Annotated in this window: 15 protein-coding genes; 11 read left to right on the top strand and 4 right to left on the bottom strand. The window is 31.1% G+C overall.

The window, feature by feature from the left end; translation table 11 throughout:
- Positions 1 to 439: 439 nt before the first annotated feature.
- Entirely contained in the window at positions 440 to 607 is a 168-nt protein-coding gene (locus ES044_RS18515; RefSeq protein WP_189663253.1) for a hypothetical protein, read from the bottom strand.
- Between the two features lie 623 nt (positions 608 to 1230).
- Between ES044_RS18515 and ES044_RS08790 the strand changes: the two genes are divergently transcribed.
- Entirely contained in the window at positions 1231 to 1455 is a 225-nt protein-coding gene (locus ES044_RS08790) for a hypothetical protein (RefSeq protein ID WP_147119049.1), read from the top strand.
- Positions 1456 to 1563: 108 nt separating this feature from the next.
- Here the strand turns inward: ES044_RS08790 and ES044_RS08785 are convergent, their stop codons facing one another.
- A complete protein-coding gene (locus ES044_RS08785) occupies positions 1564 to 1794 on the bottom strand; it encodes a hypothetical protein (RefSeq protein ID WP_147119048.1) in 231 nt (76 codons plus the stop codon).
- Between the two features lie 361 nt (positions 1795 to 2155).
- Between ES044_RS08785 and ES044_RS18870 the strand changes: the two genes are divergently transcribed.
- The 4 genes from ES044_RS18870 to ES044_RS08770 all read left to right on the top strand — a co-directional run bounded on the left by ES044_RS18870 (position 2156) and on the right by ES044_RS08770 (position 4884).
- Complete coding sequence (locus tag ES044_RS18870; protein ID WP_223813549.1) at positions 2156 to 2386, top strand: hypothetical protein; 231 nt, start codon at positions 2156 to 2158, stop codon at positions 2384 to 2386.
- 462 nt (positions 2387 to 2848) lie between these two features.
- A complete protein-coding gene (locus ES044_RS08780; protein WP_147119047.1) occupies positions 2849 to 3313 on the top strand; it encodes a DUF962 domain-containing protein in 465 nt (154 codons plus the stop codon).
- A gap of 3 nt (positions 3314 to 3316) precedes the next feature.
- Positions 3317 to 3655, top strand: a complete 339-nt coding sequence (locus tag ES044_RS08775) for a tRNA-binding protein (RefSeq protein ID WP_147119046.1) — start codon at positions 3317 to 3319, stop codon at positions 3653 to 3655.
- Between the two features lie 53 nt (positions 3656 to 3708).
- Positions 3709 to 4884, top strand: coding sequence for a carboxypeptidase-like regulatory domain-containing protein (locus tag ES044_RS08770; protein ID WP_147119045.1), 1176 nt, complete (start codon positions 3709 to 3711; stop codon positions 4882 to 4884).
- A 62-nt stretch (positions 4885 to 4946) separates the two neighbouring features.
- Here ES044_RS08770 and ES044_RS08765 read toward each other — a convergent pair whose 3' ends face one another.
- Positions 4947 to 5105: a YqaE/Pmp3 family membrane protein gene (locus tag ES044_RS08765; protein ID WP_147119044.1), complete on the bottom strand. Its 159-nt coding sequence runs from the start codon at positions 5103 to 5105 to the stop codon at positions 4947 to 4949.
- 445 nt (positions 5106 to 5550) lie between these two features.
- Complete coding sequence (locus ES044_RS08760) at positions 5551 to 8046, bottom strand: M14 family zinc carboxypeptidase (RefSeq protein WP_189663251.1); 2496 nt, start codon at positions 8044 to 8046, stop codon at positions 5551 to 5553.
- 568 nt (positions 8047 to 8614) lie between these two features.
- Here ES044_RS08760 and ES044_RS08755 point away from each other — a divergent pair.
- The 6 genes from ES044_RS08755 to ES044_RS08730 all read left to right on the top strand — a co-directional run bounded on the left by ES044_RS08755 (position 8615) and on the right by ES044_RS08730 (position 16772).
- Positions 8615 to 9391 carry a metallophosphoesterase family protein gene (locus ES044_RS08755; protein ID WP_189663250.1) on the top strand — a complete coding sequence of 259 codons (777 nt, stop codon included), beginning with the start codon at positions 8615 to 8617 and terminating at the stop codon, positions 9389 to 9391.
- A 5-nt stretch (positions 9392 to 9396) separates the two neighbouring features.
- Complete coding sequence (locus ES044_RS08750) at positions 9397 to 10020, top strand: hypothetical protein (RefSeq protein ID WP_147119042.1); 624 nt, start codon at positions 9397 to 9399, stop codon at positions 10018 to 10020.
- Positions 10021 to 10211: 191 nt separating this feature from the next.
- Positions 10212 to 10439 (top strand): hypothetical protein, encoded by a 228-nt coding sequence (locus ES044_RS08745; protein ID WP_147119041.1) that lies wholly within the window; start codon positions 10212 to 10214, stop codon positions 10437 to 10439.
- A 263-nt stretch (positions 10440 to 10702) separates the two neighbouring features.
- Positions 10703 to 13600, top strand: a complete 2898-nt coding sequence (locus tag ES044_RS08740; protein ID WP_147119040.1) for an FAD-binding and (Fe-S)-binding domain-containing protein — start codon at positions 10703 to 10705, stop codon at positions 13598 to 13600.
- A gap of 950 nt (positions 13601 to 14550) precedes the next feature.
- The gene (locus ES044_RS08735) at positions 14551 to 15777 is read left to right on the top strand and encodes an MFS transporter (protein WP_189663249.1); all 1227 of its coding nucleotides are present in this window, start codon (positions 14551 to 14553) and stop codon (positions 15775 to 15777) included.
- Complete coding sequence (locus tag ES044_RS08730) at positions 15774 to 16772, top strand: aldo/keto reductase (protein WP_147119038.1); 999 nt, start codon at positions 15774 to 15776, stop codon at positions 16770 to 16772. The genes ES044_RS08735 and ES044_RS08730 overlap by 4 nt, the downstream gene beginning before the upstream one ends.
- Positions 16773 to 16830 lie beyond the last annotated feature (58 nt).

The raw sequence follows: 16830 nt of genomic DNA, 5'->3' as shown, positions 1-16830 counted from the left end.
ATCACACACTTATCAACCGATGTGCATAAACAACTGCTTTTTTTGAAATAGAATGACTAAAAATAAAAAATTGTGGATAAAATAAATCAAATTGTTAACAACCACTAAACATCCGCTGAATAGTTACTAAAACAATAAGAAAAAAGATAATTATTGAATATTATAATAAAACTTACAGATTATTTAAATAGTACATCAAGAAAATAAATTTTAATGAGCTCCTTTAGCTTTAAAGTTTTAGAACAAATGAACAGACAAAGAAAAATACAAGTACTGCACAAACGAGCCCTCTGAAAGAGCATTAAACTAAACAAAAATAAACGCAAAGAAAAAATCAAAGTAATTTTATCCTATGTATTCCAAAGTCAAATTATAAGAAAACGGCCTAGAAATAATTTTAAATGCATTAAAGCATCCAAAAGTATATAATTATTATAATTTACTGCTGCTGATTGCGCTGCTGCTCTTTTTGAGTCGCGCTTAAATTAGTATCTACGGGTTTTTGCTCCTGATTTTTAAACGGGCTTACAGAAACCTTTTTATCAGCCTTCATTTCTTTATTTTCTGAAACAAGTTTAGGTTTTAATTCTTTTTTATTTTTATTCATAGCACAGTTTTTAGCAAATATACAATTGAATTATGAATGCTAGTGGCAAATTTTTGTCAGCTTCATTGAGGTATCAAAAAAAAATAACATTTTAATATTTCGACGCATAACATATGAGTATTCAGACCAATTTAGTTTTATAGTGACGTGTAAATAAATTGAATTATTTTTTGATTAATTGCAATGAAAAATAACTAGTATAGGATCGTTACGGTAATTGTTTTTAAGAAAAGTAATCATAAAAAACAATTAATAGCAAAGAATTACTTCATAGACACATAAAAAAAGTCCACACTGTTTGTCTTTCTGCAAGAAACTCTCATAAATAATCTAAACTTAAGAGAAAAATGGAAGATTGAAACACAAGTCTTTGAGATGCTTATGGAATGACAAACTACGGGGAATTGCAATTATCAAAACAGCATAGAAACACCAAAATACTATCAATTTTAACAAAGTCTGATAAACTGGTTTAGCCCTGATTGAAACGGCATCCTTTTTTGAGGTACGAAGAAAAGATATAGTGTAAAGCAGGAAATAGCTTCAAAAAATAGTAATCAACTTACATAACAATTCTGTAAACTAACTCCAATTCTCGTATATTGCAATCATATACTAGAACTATGAATTTAAACTTAATATCTTGTGATGCCCAAAGACCCGATAAAAGAGGCATTGCTAAATGTATTGCCGAAGTTTCTGTGAACATGAGCGAATCTTTATCTAATGAACTTACAGAAATTCTTTTAGAAGGAGATGCCGTAGCTATTGAAATGGAGGATAAAAATGCAGGCTCTGGTTTAAGAGCTTTGCGTAAATTAGATGTTGATTATGAAATTATAGAATAAACCTTATCTATTAAACGTTCTATAATCGTAATAAAATCTTTTCATCGGTAAAAAAGTTACTTTTAAAACTGCCAGCTGCAAACAGATGACAGTTTTAATTTTTGAATATTATCTATAATTTTCTGTTCTTACAGGACAATCTTCATATAAATCTTTAAAAGTTTTATCGGTTTTATAGTTGTCTACTAACACTTTATAGACCAGAAAAGCTACAAACGCCTGCCCCAAAATAGCGGAATAAAAAATCCATCCGAAAGAAAAATTCATGGCAGAAGTAATCATAATAACTAACAATAATAAAGTGGTAGCACCAATATATGTATAAACTGAAATTTTCATGTTCTTTAATTTTAATGAAAGATAATCAATAAATAATAGACAAAATAAAATTTAACAGATTATAACATTTGTGCTTCTTTCTAATTCATTTCTCATTTTATCTGCATGCAATACTTTAAAAAAACGAATAAAATAGAGCGCATAAAGCAGATAAATTTTGAAGCATAGAATAAATAGTATCTTTGATAAAACCTTTTAGCATGAAAAAAACATAACTTCTATTGGTTTAAATTGCTTCGTTTTCTGTTCAAGAATTTGCTAAAAACCGAATTATTGTAAAATATAAATCAACAACTACTTTAAAGAACCTAAATTCTGTTGATAAAATTCTTTTAAAAACCAATTTAAAGAATCTAAAACGTTGCTAGCCCTTAAAAAAAACAAACAACAATCGGCACAAACAAATAACGTGCTGTTATTTACCTTTAAAAAAGATATACATATGCTTAAAACCATTAGCGATTTAAAACAAACTGGGCTTTTTAAGTACGTTAAACCAGATTATATAGGTTTTGATGGTGGTAAAAAAGGAAAAAAAAATCAGAATCCATCCCAACAGACCCCCTTTATTATAGACAATGGATTCTTATGAACAACGGAAAACTCTCACTTTCTATCGCAACAAAAGGCGCCGATATTTCTATGGATTTGGCTTGGGATATAACTGCAGGAAATCCGAATATAATATTAGTTGTATAAGATTCAGGAATTAGAGGAAATCACCCTGAAGTTTCTTTCAGAACTTGGCAAAACTCTGCAGAAATCACAAACGGAATTGATACAGATAACAACAATTATATTGATGATGTAAACGGCTGGGATTTTGTTAATAATGATCATGACCCAACCGATGATCATGGCCATGCACAAATGTTTCTGGGATTGCGATGGCAAAAAGAAATAACTCGATTGGATACGCTGGTGCTGACTAGAAATATAAGTTAATGCCTTTAAAAATTCTTATTTAGATTTAATTGAATTAAAAACGGGTGTTTACACGTTAAAAATTAGAAAATAAAACGCTTATATTACAAAAAAAAAAATAAAAACATAAATGAATACAGCCAAAGAATACTTTGATGAATACGCCACAAGTCATCAAAATAAAACGAACCAAGCCATTCATTATATTTGTGTGCCTGCAATTTTCTTTAGTGTTATCGGTTTGTTAATGACAATACCTGCCTTTTTTATAGAAAATATAGTTAGCTTTGAAAATCCTTTAATAGAAAACTGGGCGGCCTTTGTTGCCATTATTGTTTCGTTTTTTTATCTTAAATTGGGGTTTTGGTATTTTGTTGAAATGCTCTTTGTGATGCTACTTTGTATTGTCGGCAACTTTTGGTTGGGCAATCATATAAACTTGCTATATGGCTCTATTGCAATTTTTGCATTGGGGTGGATTGGTCAATTTTATGGACATAAAGTAGAAGGTGCAAAACCATCCTTTTTAAAGGATTTAGAATTTTTGTTGATTGGACCACTTTGGGTGATTCAGAAATTAGGAAAGAAAAAATAACAGATGAAAGCAGCAATAAACTTTGAAGATTTTTTAAAAGTTGATATTCGAATAGGAACTATTATTGAAGTAAATGATTTTCCGAAAGCCAGAAAACCTGCTTACCAAATAAAAATTGATTTTGGTGCTTTGGGTATTAAAAAATCGAGCGCACAAATAACAGATTTGTACACTAAAGAAGAATTAGTAAACAAACAAATTTCTGCAGTTGTTAATTTTAAACCAAGACAAATTGCCAACTTTATGAGCGAATGTCTGGTGATCGGAGTTTATAACACCAATGGAAATGTTGTTTTATTGCAAGCTACAAAAGAGATTAAAAACGGGGAACAAGTTTCTTAAGTTCTATAATTTTATGGCTTAATCCTTGATCTAATTTTTGTTCAAAAAACACTATGAAAAAAATCACGTTGTTTACACTGCTGTTCTTTAGTCTTGCTATTTTTTCTCAATCTAAAGAATTTGTTTTAATTGATGCTATATCTAAAGAACCTATTGATTTAGCTCAAATTTCTTATCCTGAATTAGAGATTGGGAGTATCTCTAACAAAGACGGTAGCATACGAATTCCGTTAAGAGAGAATGACATTTTTATTTCTCATATCAATTATAATGAAAAAACACTTTCTTATAAAGTTTTTAGTAAAAAAGACACGTTGTTTTTAAGCCCAAAAGAGAACCAATTAGATGAAATTGTAATCTCTAACGTAGATTTGAAAGCTAAAATTTCTGATATTTTAAAAAACACGTATCTAGAAAAATATTCAACCAAAAAAGCCATCAATAAAAGTACTTATAAAGAAGTTTTTAGAGTGAATGATTCGTTGAATAGATTATTTCAAGTGCAATTAGATTGGTGGAGTAAAGACGGCCTATTTAGAGGAAACAAACCAATAGACAAGCAAAATAAGATTGTTGTAGAATCTGTTGATTATTCAAAAATCAAAAAAATAGAGTCTGATTTTATAAGCGCCAATGGGGCTTTTGTTCCTAATGAAAATCTTTTTCCGTTTTTTCATCTCAATTTTTTGTTATCAATCTTCAACCAATATTCATCTGATGTTGTAGTGAAATCTATAGACAAACAAAAAAAATCAATTCATATCTATTTTGATGCTACTTATGCATCAACAGAAAAAATAATGTATCATCATAAAAATAGTTTACTTGTTTTTGATACAGACTATAGTGCAATTAGTTATGTGAAATTTAATATGCTATATGTTTCCGATTTTGAAAATGCAATTTCAAGAATTGATAAAATACCACATCAAAAGAAAACAACAAAACATAGTGTAGAGTTATCTTTCAAAAAACTAAAGAACAACAAATTAAGACTTAATTATTTTATATCTGAAATGGAAGGAGTTATTAAAGCTAAAAACTTTACCGATACCATTTCTTCAAAACAAAGTTTATTTATTTCAGAAAGTATTTTAGGCAAAAAAATAAGGAGAGGTAATATCGATTTTTATAAACCTTTTCATGAAAATTTGCCACCTGACTTAAAAACAAGCAACATTAAAATTTTATTGACTAAAGAAGAAAAAGAGTTTTTGAATATTCGCTAAACTTAATTAGAGATTGCCGCATCAAGCAAAAAATCTTGATTTGCAAAGACGCCGTTTTTGCTTTAATTCTTCGGATTATTTAAAATTACCAAAGCACCAATTACACCGGGAATCCAGCCACAAAGTGTGAGTAAAAAAATAATAAAGAAAGACCCACAACCTTTATCTATCACAGATAACGGCGGAAAAATAATAGCAAAGAATACTCTAAAAAAGCTCATTTATAAAATAGTTAGTTATAATTAAGACGTTTGCATCGCTATTTTGTTACAGAAAAAATGCCACAAATTCACGAATTAAAAATTAATAAATTTGTGGAAAAATAGTTTATAAAGGTTTCTATGCCTTTAGAGTTTAGAACTTCTCGATACAATTTTGATGAAAAATCAAAATCACTCGAAGTAAGATTGTGTAAATATTGTAAAAGACCTAACGGGTTTTAAAAACCTGTCAGGTCTTACTTATTTCTCATCTTTTTTTGATCTTACAATTGGTTCAAAAAACTTTAAAGTTTTAAGAATTTCTCTATATGTAAACTTAATTTGTTTCAGTACAATTTTGATGAAAAACAAAAGTCACTCAAAATGACATTGTGTTGCTACTTACAATTGTTAATTGAATGTATAAACTGCCAACGCAAGACTGAAAAACTGCCTATTGAGAGCGCTACATTTGATCGCCAAAGAAAATAGCATTCATCAGCAATTTATTTGTTCCGAACCAAAAAGCTCTAAAATTTGTATTATCAGTAAAAACAATCACTTTACCACTGCCTAATCTTTGTACTTTAAAAGGCACTGTATTCTTAATCACTTTTGCGTTTTCTTTAGAAATATAGCCACTTAATAAAGGATCTGAAGTATACTGAATAGGATTGTTATAACTGCGCTTGTCTGCTTTTATAAACATGGTAGAATTTCTAAATAACGCTAGTTTATCATTCTTATACCCAAAATTAATAGGATGAGACCTATCTACTTTTGCTTCAAAAATGGCACCTCCAATAACTTGTGCACCAGATTTTAAAGAACGGTTTTCAAAAGAAACATCTTTAATGGTATCTGATTTAGGGGTTTCAAAATCGAGACTAATCATTTTATTACTATCTAACCATTTCGCTGTGTTTTTGTATCCAATGATAATTCCGCCATTTTGTACCCAGGTTTTTAATTTTTCAATAGCTACTTTTTCTATGCTGCTACTCGGAATAACAATATGCGTATACTTCGCAATATCCATTCTAGAAAAATTACGCGTATCTAAACGACTAATTGCCATATCAAAACGTTGGTCTAACAAATGCCAAATTTCTCCAGAATCGTTTCCTGCAATTCCATCGCCCACTAACATAGCAACTTTTGGTTTTGTAATATTTCTAAAATTATTAGAACCTAAATCAACTCCGTCATTTAAACCTGTATTTACTCCGTTTATTAGCACGTGACTTTCTGTTGCAATTTCATTTAAAAATTGATACAGCTCGGTTTCGTTCAATTTTTGATTTTGAAGAGGGATAAAAACAGTTCCGTAATCATAAGAAATTCCGCCATTTTTAAAGTTCTTCATCGATACTTTAGCACGCAAACCTTTTTGTAAAATAGCATTTAAAGCTTTTGGGGTATAAAACTCATTCCAAGGCATTAAATACCCATAATCACTTTTAAAAGAAACACTACCCGCATTCATTTTTAAATCGGTAATTTCATTGCCAGCTTTAGCAAGCGACACATTTTCGGCATAATCTACACCAAAAGCATGATTAAAAGTCCATGCAGAAACATCATAAAACAGGCTATCTTTAAACGTTTTACGAACATCAAACATTGCTTTTACCAAACGTTGATTTTTCTGATTCATCGGCACTACATAACTGTATCCTTTTTTAAAAGTTTTGCCATTTTCTGTAAAATCAGCTTTTACTTCGTGTATTTTGATATGTTGTTTTTTCATTACTTCTGCCAAATGAAAACTTTTAGCAGCATCTTTTTCATCACCAAAAACAATGGCTTTATTGCTGCCTGTACTTCTAGATTCTTTATAAAAATCTTGCTGATATTGTAAGATTTTTACGCGCATTTTTCTAGCTGCTTCTAAAGTTGACAGCGCTGCCGTAAACTGATTTCTAATCGTAAATGGAAAGGTTAATATTCCGTTTACAGTTTCTTGTGCATGCCCTCTAGAACTTGCTTGTTCAAATAAAATACCAATACTTCCGTTAATGTCTGGAAATGTTGACCCTTTTCCGTAGTAAAAGTCATCAAAACTTTCTTCAGAATAATATAATGACCCAATTTTATCTAATGCTTTTGCATGGTAAGTTCCAATTTCTCTCGTTAAATCTTGATTCATTTGTGGCGTTAACGGGTTTGTTCTACTCGGAATTCCAGGTTGAAAAAAGAAACTAGAATTGCTTCCCATTTCATGATGATCCGTTAAAATATTAGGCAACCATTTATGAAAACTTGCAATTCTTGCGGTACTTTCTGGTAACTGAACTGGCAGCCAATCTCTGTTCATATCAAACTGATAATGATTGGTTCTGCCTCTTGGCCAAATTTCTGAATATTCTCTGTCATTAGGATCTGGATTGATATTTTTGCTTTTGTTGGTATTTGCCCAATATGCAAAACGTTGCAATCCGTCGGGATTAAAAGAAGGATCGAACAAAATAACCGTATTTTTTAATAAATCGTCAATTTCACTTCCTTGTGCTGCGGCCAAATAATACGCCACTGCTAAAGCGGCATTAGAGCCACTAGGTTCATTACCATGAATAGAAAAACCTTGATACACTACAATAGGGTTTTTAGAAACATCTAGTGAAGTATCATTCGTTCCGTCAATATGAATTTTTCTAATACTTTCTAAATTTTGATGGTTTTCTGGTGAAGAAATCGTTAGTAAAAGTAGCGGTCTGTCTTCATACGTTTTTCCTCTATTTTCAATCGAAATTCTATCCGAAGATTTTGCCAACACCTTCATATACTGCACTAATTTATCATGAGTAATATGCCACTCGCCTACTTCATGGCCAATAACAGATTGAGGTGTGGGTATGTTTTTATTATACGTAACATCTGTTGGTAAATAATAAGACAAATCTACTTTTTGAGCCGAAATAGAAAAAGAGACGAGACAAAAGAATACTACTATTTTTTTCATGTTTGTGTGTTTTTTGTAAAACAAATATAGGAATTCAGTAACAACATGTTTTATACTTTAACATAGATTTAAATAAGCGCTGTGTATCTGCTAAAAAAAAGTTAAAAATAGGTTTCTAAGTCAGATTGGTTTGGCTTTAACCTCATAAAAAATTATTTTTGCACTTTTGTAAATCGGAAAAAATTTTGATTGAAAGAAAGGATTTTTTTTTACACGAACTTATCTTCGAAAAAAAGCAGTGCCCTTTGAAGAATTTCGAAGCACTATATGTGATGAAAGCGAAAAACATCATACATATAATCAACCACTAAATACATAAACGAAACCACTATGGACTAAAAATCCATGGGTTTAAAATCGGGATGAAAATTCTGATTATGCGATTACGCGCGCTAAAGTTAAAGATAGAAAATCTGTGTTTCGATTTTATTTTTCCTTAACAAAACATAAAAAAAAGTAGAAGCTAAAGCTGTATGCATGAAAGCAGATCGTTTTAGTTTCATTTAACACCAGTAAAAAACTAATGAAATATTTAAAAATATTTTATTCAAAAACAACTAAAATCGTCATGCTTTTCGGCATTTTAATGATTTTTACTACCTGCGAAAATATATTTAATTTTAGCGCTTATATGGCAAACGTTAAAGAAGAGGATAAAAATACTACTGCTAAAAATTTACAATTGATAGAAGATCTCCAATCAGAATCTAAAGATTTCAAGTTTGCTTTTGTGACGGACACTCATTTTTTTTACGATAATTTAAAGACTGTTCTCGATGATATTAACAAAAAAGAAGACGTTTTATTCGTGATCTTTGGCGGAGATTATTCAGCGCAAGGATTGCTAAAAGAGTACGAGATTTTTTATGATATTTTAAAAACCCTTAAAAAACCTTTTGTAACTGTTATCGGCAATCATGATTATAATTCTAATGGAGGCATTATTTATAAAGAAATGTTTGGTGCTTTTAACTACTCTTTTAAATTTAACGACAACAAATTTGTTCTTTTTGATAATGTTGTTTGGGAAAGTAATAAAATCCCAGATTTTGATTGGTTGTCTTCAGAATTAAGCAATAATGCACTGTTTAGTCAAGTATTTGTAATTGCACATATTCCGCCTTCTGACAATCAATTTACCGATGCAATGGAACAAAATTATACTTCTTTAATGTCAGAAAATAATGTTCCGTTGTCTATTCATGGTCATACACACGGCTATTCTTATGAAAAGCCTTACGGAGACGGTGTAAATTACTTAACCGTTCCTTCTCTTAAAAAACCCAAATACTGTATTATACATGTAAAAGATAATTCTTTTGAGATTGAGCTAATAAAACTATAAATTAAATGAACATAAAAAACATATGTATAGCAGTGTTTACATGCTCTTTTTTTGTAAACACATTTGCACAAGATTCTACTTTTGTAAAAAGCAAGCTAAAAACAAAAACCAAAGCAAAAGAAAAAGCTTGGTACATTCCAGATTATGCAAAAATGCAGTTTGCAGGCAATCTAGGACTTCTTTCTGTAGGAGCGGGTTACGAGGTTGCTCAGAACGTTTTGTATTCAGAATTATTATATGGGTTTGTACCAAAATCAGTTTCAAATGCAGAAAATATTCACTTAATTAGCATTAAAAATACATTTCCGATTTTCACCAAACAAATTGGCGATTTCACACTCTCGCCAATCGCTGGTTTTACAACAAGTGTAGAAACAGGTAATAACTCATTTCTTATACTTCCTGATAAATATCCAAAAGGCTATTATCTTCCAAGCGCTATTCATTTTACGTTATTTGCAGGAGTTCAAGTTCACAAAAAATTTAAAAATCAGAATATCTTTAAAGGAGCTGATTTTTATGTAGAAGTTGGCACGGTAGAAACTTATTTGTTTTTTGCACTCACATCTAAAGAGGTTCCTTTTAAGGATGTATTTAGTTCGGCAATTGGTGTAAATTTCTATTTTTAAGTTGGTGTTTTTCTAACAAAAAAATAAAACATGGATTTAACAAACTTCTAATTCTTACAGAACTTATGGAGGAATTCGGTAATCGCCTCCCTCCTTTTTGTTAACTTTAAAATTCGTACAACACCAAATAAAAACCACAAAAAAAATTAGAAACTATAATTAATCGGTTTATGAATCATCATGCCACTTTAATGGATACCGATAATTCAAAAGCAATCAGCAAAAAGCGCGAAGATTTTAGCAAGCTAACAAACCAAAAAATAATAATTTTTGCTGCTATATACTACAATATCACTTTGGCACCTAAAATTGTGGTTATAACACAAAATCAAAATTATAAGAAAGAATTGCTCAACATGCCTAAAATTCATTTAAAAGTTTTGTTCTTTTTTCAAGAAGTCAAAGAATGGTACTTATAAAAACATCCACCTCATGCACCTTTAATAAAGAAGTTTATGAATACCAAAATTCAAGGTCCTAATTAAACTCTTAAAAATAAGTAGAGAAAACTTCATTTAAAAAGTTTAAAAATACTTGCTAGTTTTAGTTATTCTCGAAAAACCAACAGGATTTTAAACGCTGTTTTATAGAATCAATAAAAATAGTCAAAGAAGTTTTTTAGAACAAAATAATGAGTTTATTATTCAGATATTTGTAGAGAAATTACGTTTTACACTTTTTGATGATGGATACTGCAATTTTAAAAAATTTAAACAACTCACTTTCAGGTGATGTTCTTTTCGATAATTTACACAAAACATTGTATGCAACAGATGCCTCTGTGTATCGTAAAATTCCTTTGGCTGTTGCTTTTCCAAAAGATGCAAAAGACATTAAAACTTTAATTGCATTTGCAACTAAAAACAACATTACTTTAATCCCGAGAACGGCAGGAACTTCTTTGGCAGGGCAATGTGTTGGAGACGGAATTGTAGTAGACGTTGCTAAACATTTTACGAGTATTCTTTCTTTTGATGAACAAGCAAAAACCATCACCCTAGAACCCGGAATTGTTAGAGATTCTTTAAATGTTTTTCTAAAACCTTTTGGTTTGTTCTTTGGCCCCAATACCTCAACTTCTAACCGATGTATGATGGGCGGCATGGTTGGCAATAATTCCTCGGGAAGTACTTCTATAAAATACGGCGTTACACGCGATAAAGTTTTAGAAATTGATGCTATTTTAAGTGATGGAACTACCGCGATTTTTAAAGAAATTACTTCGGATGAATTCATCAATAAAACAAAAGAAAAATCCCTAGAAGGAAAAATATACCAATCGATTTACGCTGAACTTTCTTCAGAAGAAAATCAACAAGAAATAAAAAAAGAATTTCCGAAACCAGAAATTCATAGAAGAAATACAGGATATGCGGTTGATGAGTTTTTAACTTCTAATTTATTTGGCGGAACAGAACCCACTATAAATGTAGCAAAATTCTTGTCTGGAAGTGAAGGAACTTTGGCTTTTTCTACCTCAATTACGCTGCAATTAGACATTTTACCACCCGCAAAAAGTATTATGGTCTGTTCTCATTTTAAAAGTATAAATGAGAGTTTAATTGCCACTGTAACTGCTATGAAACACAATTTGTACAATTGCGAATTGATGGATAAAACCATTTTAGATTGCACAAAAAACAATCGCGAACTTGCAAAAAATCGCTTTTTTCTTCAGGGAGATCCTGAAGCGGTTTTAATGTTAGAAGTTTCTGCAAATACCATTGAAGAAACAGAAATTTTAGCAGACAACTTAATTGCTGCTTTAACGAAAAATAACTTCGGATACCATCACCCGAAAGTATATGGAGATGATATTGCAAAAGTCCATTATTTAAGAAAAGCAGGTTTGGGCGCTTTAGGAAATATGATTGGCGATAGAAAAGCGGTTGCCTGTATTGAAGATACTGCCGTAGCCTTAGAAGATTTGCCAAATTATATTGTAGAATTCACTAAAATAATGGATAAATACCAGCAAAACGCTGTATACTACGCCCATGCAGGCGCTGGGGAATTGCATTTACGTCCGATTTTGAACTTAAAGAAAAAGGAAGATGTTGTACTGTTTAGAAAAATCACCACGGAAACTGCTGAATTAGTCAAAAAATATAAAGGTTCTTTTAGTGGCGAACATGGAGACGGCATTGTGCGTGCAGAATTTATTCCGTTGATGATTGGTGAGCAAAATTATCAACTCTTAAGACGTATTAAAAAAGCATTTGATCCCAACAATGTTTTTAACCAAGGAAAAATTACGGATGCTTTTTCGATGGATAAAAACCTTCGGTATGAAGTTGACAGAAAAGAACCAGCAATTAAAACAATTCAAGATTTTTCTGATAGTGAAGGAATTCTAAAATTAGCCGAAAAATGCAACGGTTCTGGAGATTGCAGGAAACCGGTAGAAGCTGGCGGAACCATGTGCCCAAGTTACAGAGCTACAAAAAACGAGAAAGATACCACAAGAGCGCGAGCAAATACTTTACGAGAGTTTTTAACCAATTCAGACGAAACGAATAAATTTAATCACGAAGAATTAAAAGATGTTTTTGATTTGTGTTTAAGCTGCAAAGCCTGTGCTTCTGAATGCCCAAGTAATGTAGATATTGCCACGATGAAAGCCGAATTTTTATATCAATATCAAGAAACAAATGGCTATTCCTTAAGAAACCATTTGTTTGCCAATAATGTAAAATACAACAAACTAGGAAGTATCGCGCCAGCAATTACAAATTTAGTGTTAAGTACTTCTTTAGCAAAAGCTTTTATGGGAATTGCGCAAGAAAGAAAAGTACCCAAGTTAGCGCCAAAAACTTTAAAAAGCTGGTATCAAAAACAACCAAAATCCAAAAACACCAAAACAGTTTATCTATTTTGTGATGAATTTACCAACTTTTATGATGTAGAAATCGGTAAAGACGCTTTTTATCTATTAGAAAAATTAGGCTATAATTTACAAATCATCAATCATGAAGAATCTGGAAGAAGTTTTATTTCTAAAGGATTTTTGAAAGAAGCAAAAGCAGTTTGTAATTTAAACGTCGAAATTTTTAAAGATGTAATTACCAAAGAATCTCCTTTAATTGGTGTGGAACCCTCTGCAATTTTAACCTTTAAAGACGAATATATTCGGTTGGCAGACGATAAAAAATCCGCAGAAAAAATTGCAGAAAACGTATTTACTTTTGAAGAGTTTTTAGCAAAAGAGTTAGAGAACAATAATATTAATATTGATCATTTCACATTAGAAAAAAAGGAGATTAAAATTCATGGACACTGTCACCAAAAAGCATTATCAGGAACACATTCAAGTTTTCAAGTTTTAAACATTCCTAAAAATTATTCGGTAACATTGATCAGTTCAGGGTGTTGCGGAATGGCAGGTTCTTTTGGGTATGAAAAAGAGCATTATAAAGTAAGTATGCAAGTTGGCGAAGACACCTTATTTCCGAAAGTAAGAAATTATAGTGCAGAAACAGAAATTGCTGCAGCTGGCACAAGTTGTAGGCATCAAATTTTTGATGGCACAAAACGAATTGCAAAACACCCAATAACGATCTTAAAAGAGGCCTTATTGTAAGTTTTTAGATTTAAATGTTTAGTTTTCGGTTGTTAATTTTTAACATGTAATTATTTAGCCAAAGGATACTAATTACAATCTTCTCGATACAAATTTTTTCGTTCCTCAAAAATTCACTCGAAGTGACACTATGTTCTTAATTTCACAAATTGTCACATCGAGTGAATTTTTTTTTTAAGAATTTTGTATCGAGCTATTTTTGTACCTCAAAAATTCACTTGAAGTGGCACTATGTTTTTACTTTTGCGCATTGTCACATCGAGTGAAATTCTTCTTTTTAAGAATTTTGTATCGAGATGCTTTCAACTCAATAGTTACCTTTAAATCTTTTAATCGATTGTTTTTGTACCTCAAAAATTCACTTGAAGTGGCACTACGTTTTTACTTTTGCGCATTGTCACATCGATTGAAATTCTTCTTTTTAAGAATTTTGTATCGAGCTATTTTTGTACCTCAAAAATTCACTTGAAGTGGCACTATGTTTTTACTTTTGCGCATTGTCACATCGAGTGAAATTCTTCTTTTTAAGAATTTTGTATCGAGATGCTTTCAACTCAATAGTTACCTTTAAATCTTTTAATCGATTGTTTTTGTACTTCAAAAATTCACTTGAAGTGGCACTATGTTTTTACTTTTGCGCATTGTCACATCGAGTGAAATTCTTCTTTTTAAGAATTTTGTATCGAGATGCTTTGAATTAAATAGTTACCTTTAAATTATTTAATATTTTAATCGATTGTTTTTGTTCCTCAAAAATCACTCGAATTTTCATTATGTTCTTAATTTCACAAATTGTCACATCGAGTGAAATTCTTTTTTTTTAGAATGTTGTATCGAGCTATTTTTTAACTCAATAATTCCCTTTAAATTATTTCATCTTTTCATCGATTGTTTTTGTACATTTAAAGTCTAATCAACCAATTTTGCCAAAACAATCAAAAGTAACAACGATGTTTGCCCTCATTATTGCAGGGGAAGCAATTTTCTTATTGCCATTTATTTTAATGCGGGTTTTTAAACCAATTATTAGAGAAGCCTTTGTTATTTCTGATGCTCAAATAGGAGAAGCACAAGCGTTGTATGGCATTACAGCGGTAATTTCCTATTTCTTTGGTGGTTTTATTGCTGATAAGTGGGAACCTAAAAAACTCTTATCACTTTCTTTATTTTTAACCGCTATTGGTGGCTTTTGGATGACGATGATTCCGTCGATATTTACCCTTAAAATCTTATACGCCTTTTGGGGAGTTTCTACTATTTTATTATTTTGGGCTTCTTTGATAAAAGCAACAAGGCAATGGGGAAATAAACACAATCAAGGGTTGTCTTTTGGTTTGTTAGATGGCGGAAGAGGTTTTTTCGCCGCTGCTATCGCACTGTTCGGAGCCTCAATTTTAACCTATTTTTTTCCAGAGAAAGGCATCGAAATTACCTTTGAAAATAAAATTGAAACCTTGCAATATATTATCGGAACCATCACCTGCATTGTATTTTTAGTCGCCTTGTTGGTTTGGAAAGTTCTACCGAAAGAAGAACATAAATTTGAAACTGAAAAAGAGTTTCAATTCAATTTTAAAAAAGCGTTTTCTTTAATGAAACAGCGAAAAGTAATTTTCCATTCCGTTATTATTTTTTGTGCCTATTGTTCTTATAAACTAACAGGCGTTTACGGAACTTATGCGAAAGATGTTTGGAATTATTCTTTAGAAGAAGCAACTTATTTTGCCGTTTTTATTCAGTTTTTAAGACCAATTGCTGCTATTTCTATCGGTTGGATTGCAGATAAATTTATTCCATCAAAAATGATTCTACCAAGTTTTACGATCTTGATACTTGGATCTGCGATATTAGGATTCGGATTTTTTAACCAGCAAGCCATCTATTTGTCCTTTATAGTTTTTATCTTTATCGCTTTAGGAACTTATTCTTTAAGAGGCTTGTATTTTGCCATTATTGAAGAAACAAAAACCCCTATTCAAATGACAGGAACTTTAGTCGGCATTATTTCTGTTGTTGGCTTTACACCAGATATTTTCATGTCCTTATTTATAGGATATATGTTAGGCGAAAATCCGACACTAATAGCATATCAACAATTATTTACAACATTTACAATCATTCCTATTATTGGTTTATTAGCAACTTTAGGATTTAGAAAAACGATACAAAAATTATGAGTAAAAAAAGCAATTATGTAGCAGCTGAAAATCGCTATGAGAAAATGAATTACAGAAGAACAGGAAATAGCGGTTTATTATTACCCGAACTTTCTTTAGGTTTATGGCATAATTTTGGAGATCAAGACAATTTTAAAAACGCGAGAAACTTATTAAAATGTGCTTTCGATCAGGGGATTACCCATTTTGATTTGGCAAACAATTATGGACCTTCACCAGGTTCTGCCGAAAGAAATTTTGGAAAAATATTAAAGAAAGATTTCAGTGCTTATAGAGATGAGCTGATTATTTCTACAAAAGCGGGGTACGGAATGTGGCCAGGACCTTATGGAGATTTAGGCTCTAAAAAGTTTTTAGTAGCAAGTTTAGATCAAAGTTTACAAAGAATGGGACTGGATTATGTGGATATTTTTTATCATCACAGACCCGATTATGATACGCCTTTAGAAGAAACTATGGGCACGTTAGATTTAATGGTACGCCAAGGAAAAGCCTTGTATGTTGGTCTTTCTAATTATCAACCAAAAGAAGCAGAAAGAGCATTTAAAATCTTGAACGATCTCGGAACGCCTTGTTTAATTCATCAACCAAATTATAACCTTTTTAATCGATGGATTGAAGATGGATTGTTAGAACTTTTAGGAAACTCAAAAATTGGAGCAATCTGTTTTTCTCCTTTAGCACAAGGAATGTTAACCGATAAATACATCAACGGTTTACCGGAAGATTCAAGAGCAGTAAAAGATAGTCCGTTTTTAAATAGTAACCAAGTTTTAGAAATGCTGCCAAAAATTAAAGGCTTGAATGAAATTGCAAAAAGCAGGAATCAGAGTTTAGCGCAAATGGCAATTTCCTGGATTTTAAAAGACGATAGAATTACCTCTGTGCTGATTGGTGCTAGTAAAACTGAACAAATTATAGATAGTGTAAAAGCGATTGAAAATACTGTTTTTTCTGATGAAGAACTAGCAAATATTAATGCCATTTTAAAATAGAAAATTAGAAATAGAAAGCGCAGGGCACATGCTAAAAACGTTGTGTTATAAAAGACAC

The organism is Polaribacter sp. IC066, assembly GCF_007997085.1.
In the GTDB taxonomy this organism is placed as follows: Bacteria; Bacteroidota; Bacteroidia; order Flavobacteriales; family Flavobacteriaceae; genus Polaribacter.
This window is presented reverse-complemented; position numbering and strand designations above follow the sequence as displayed.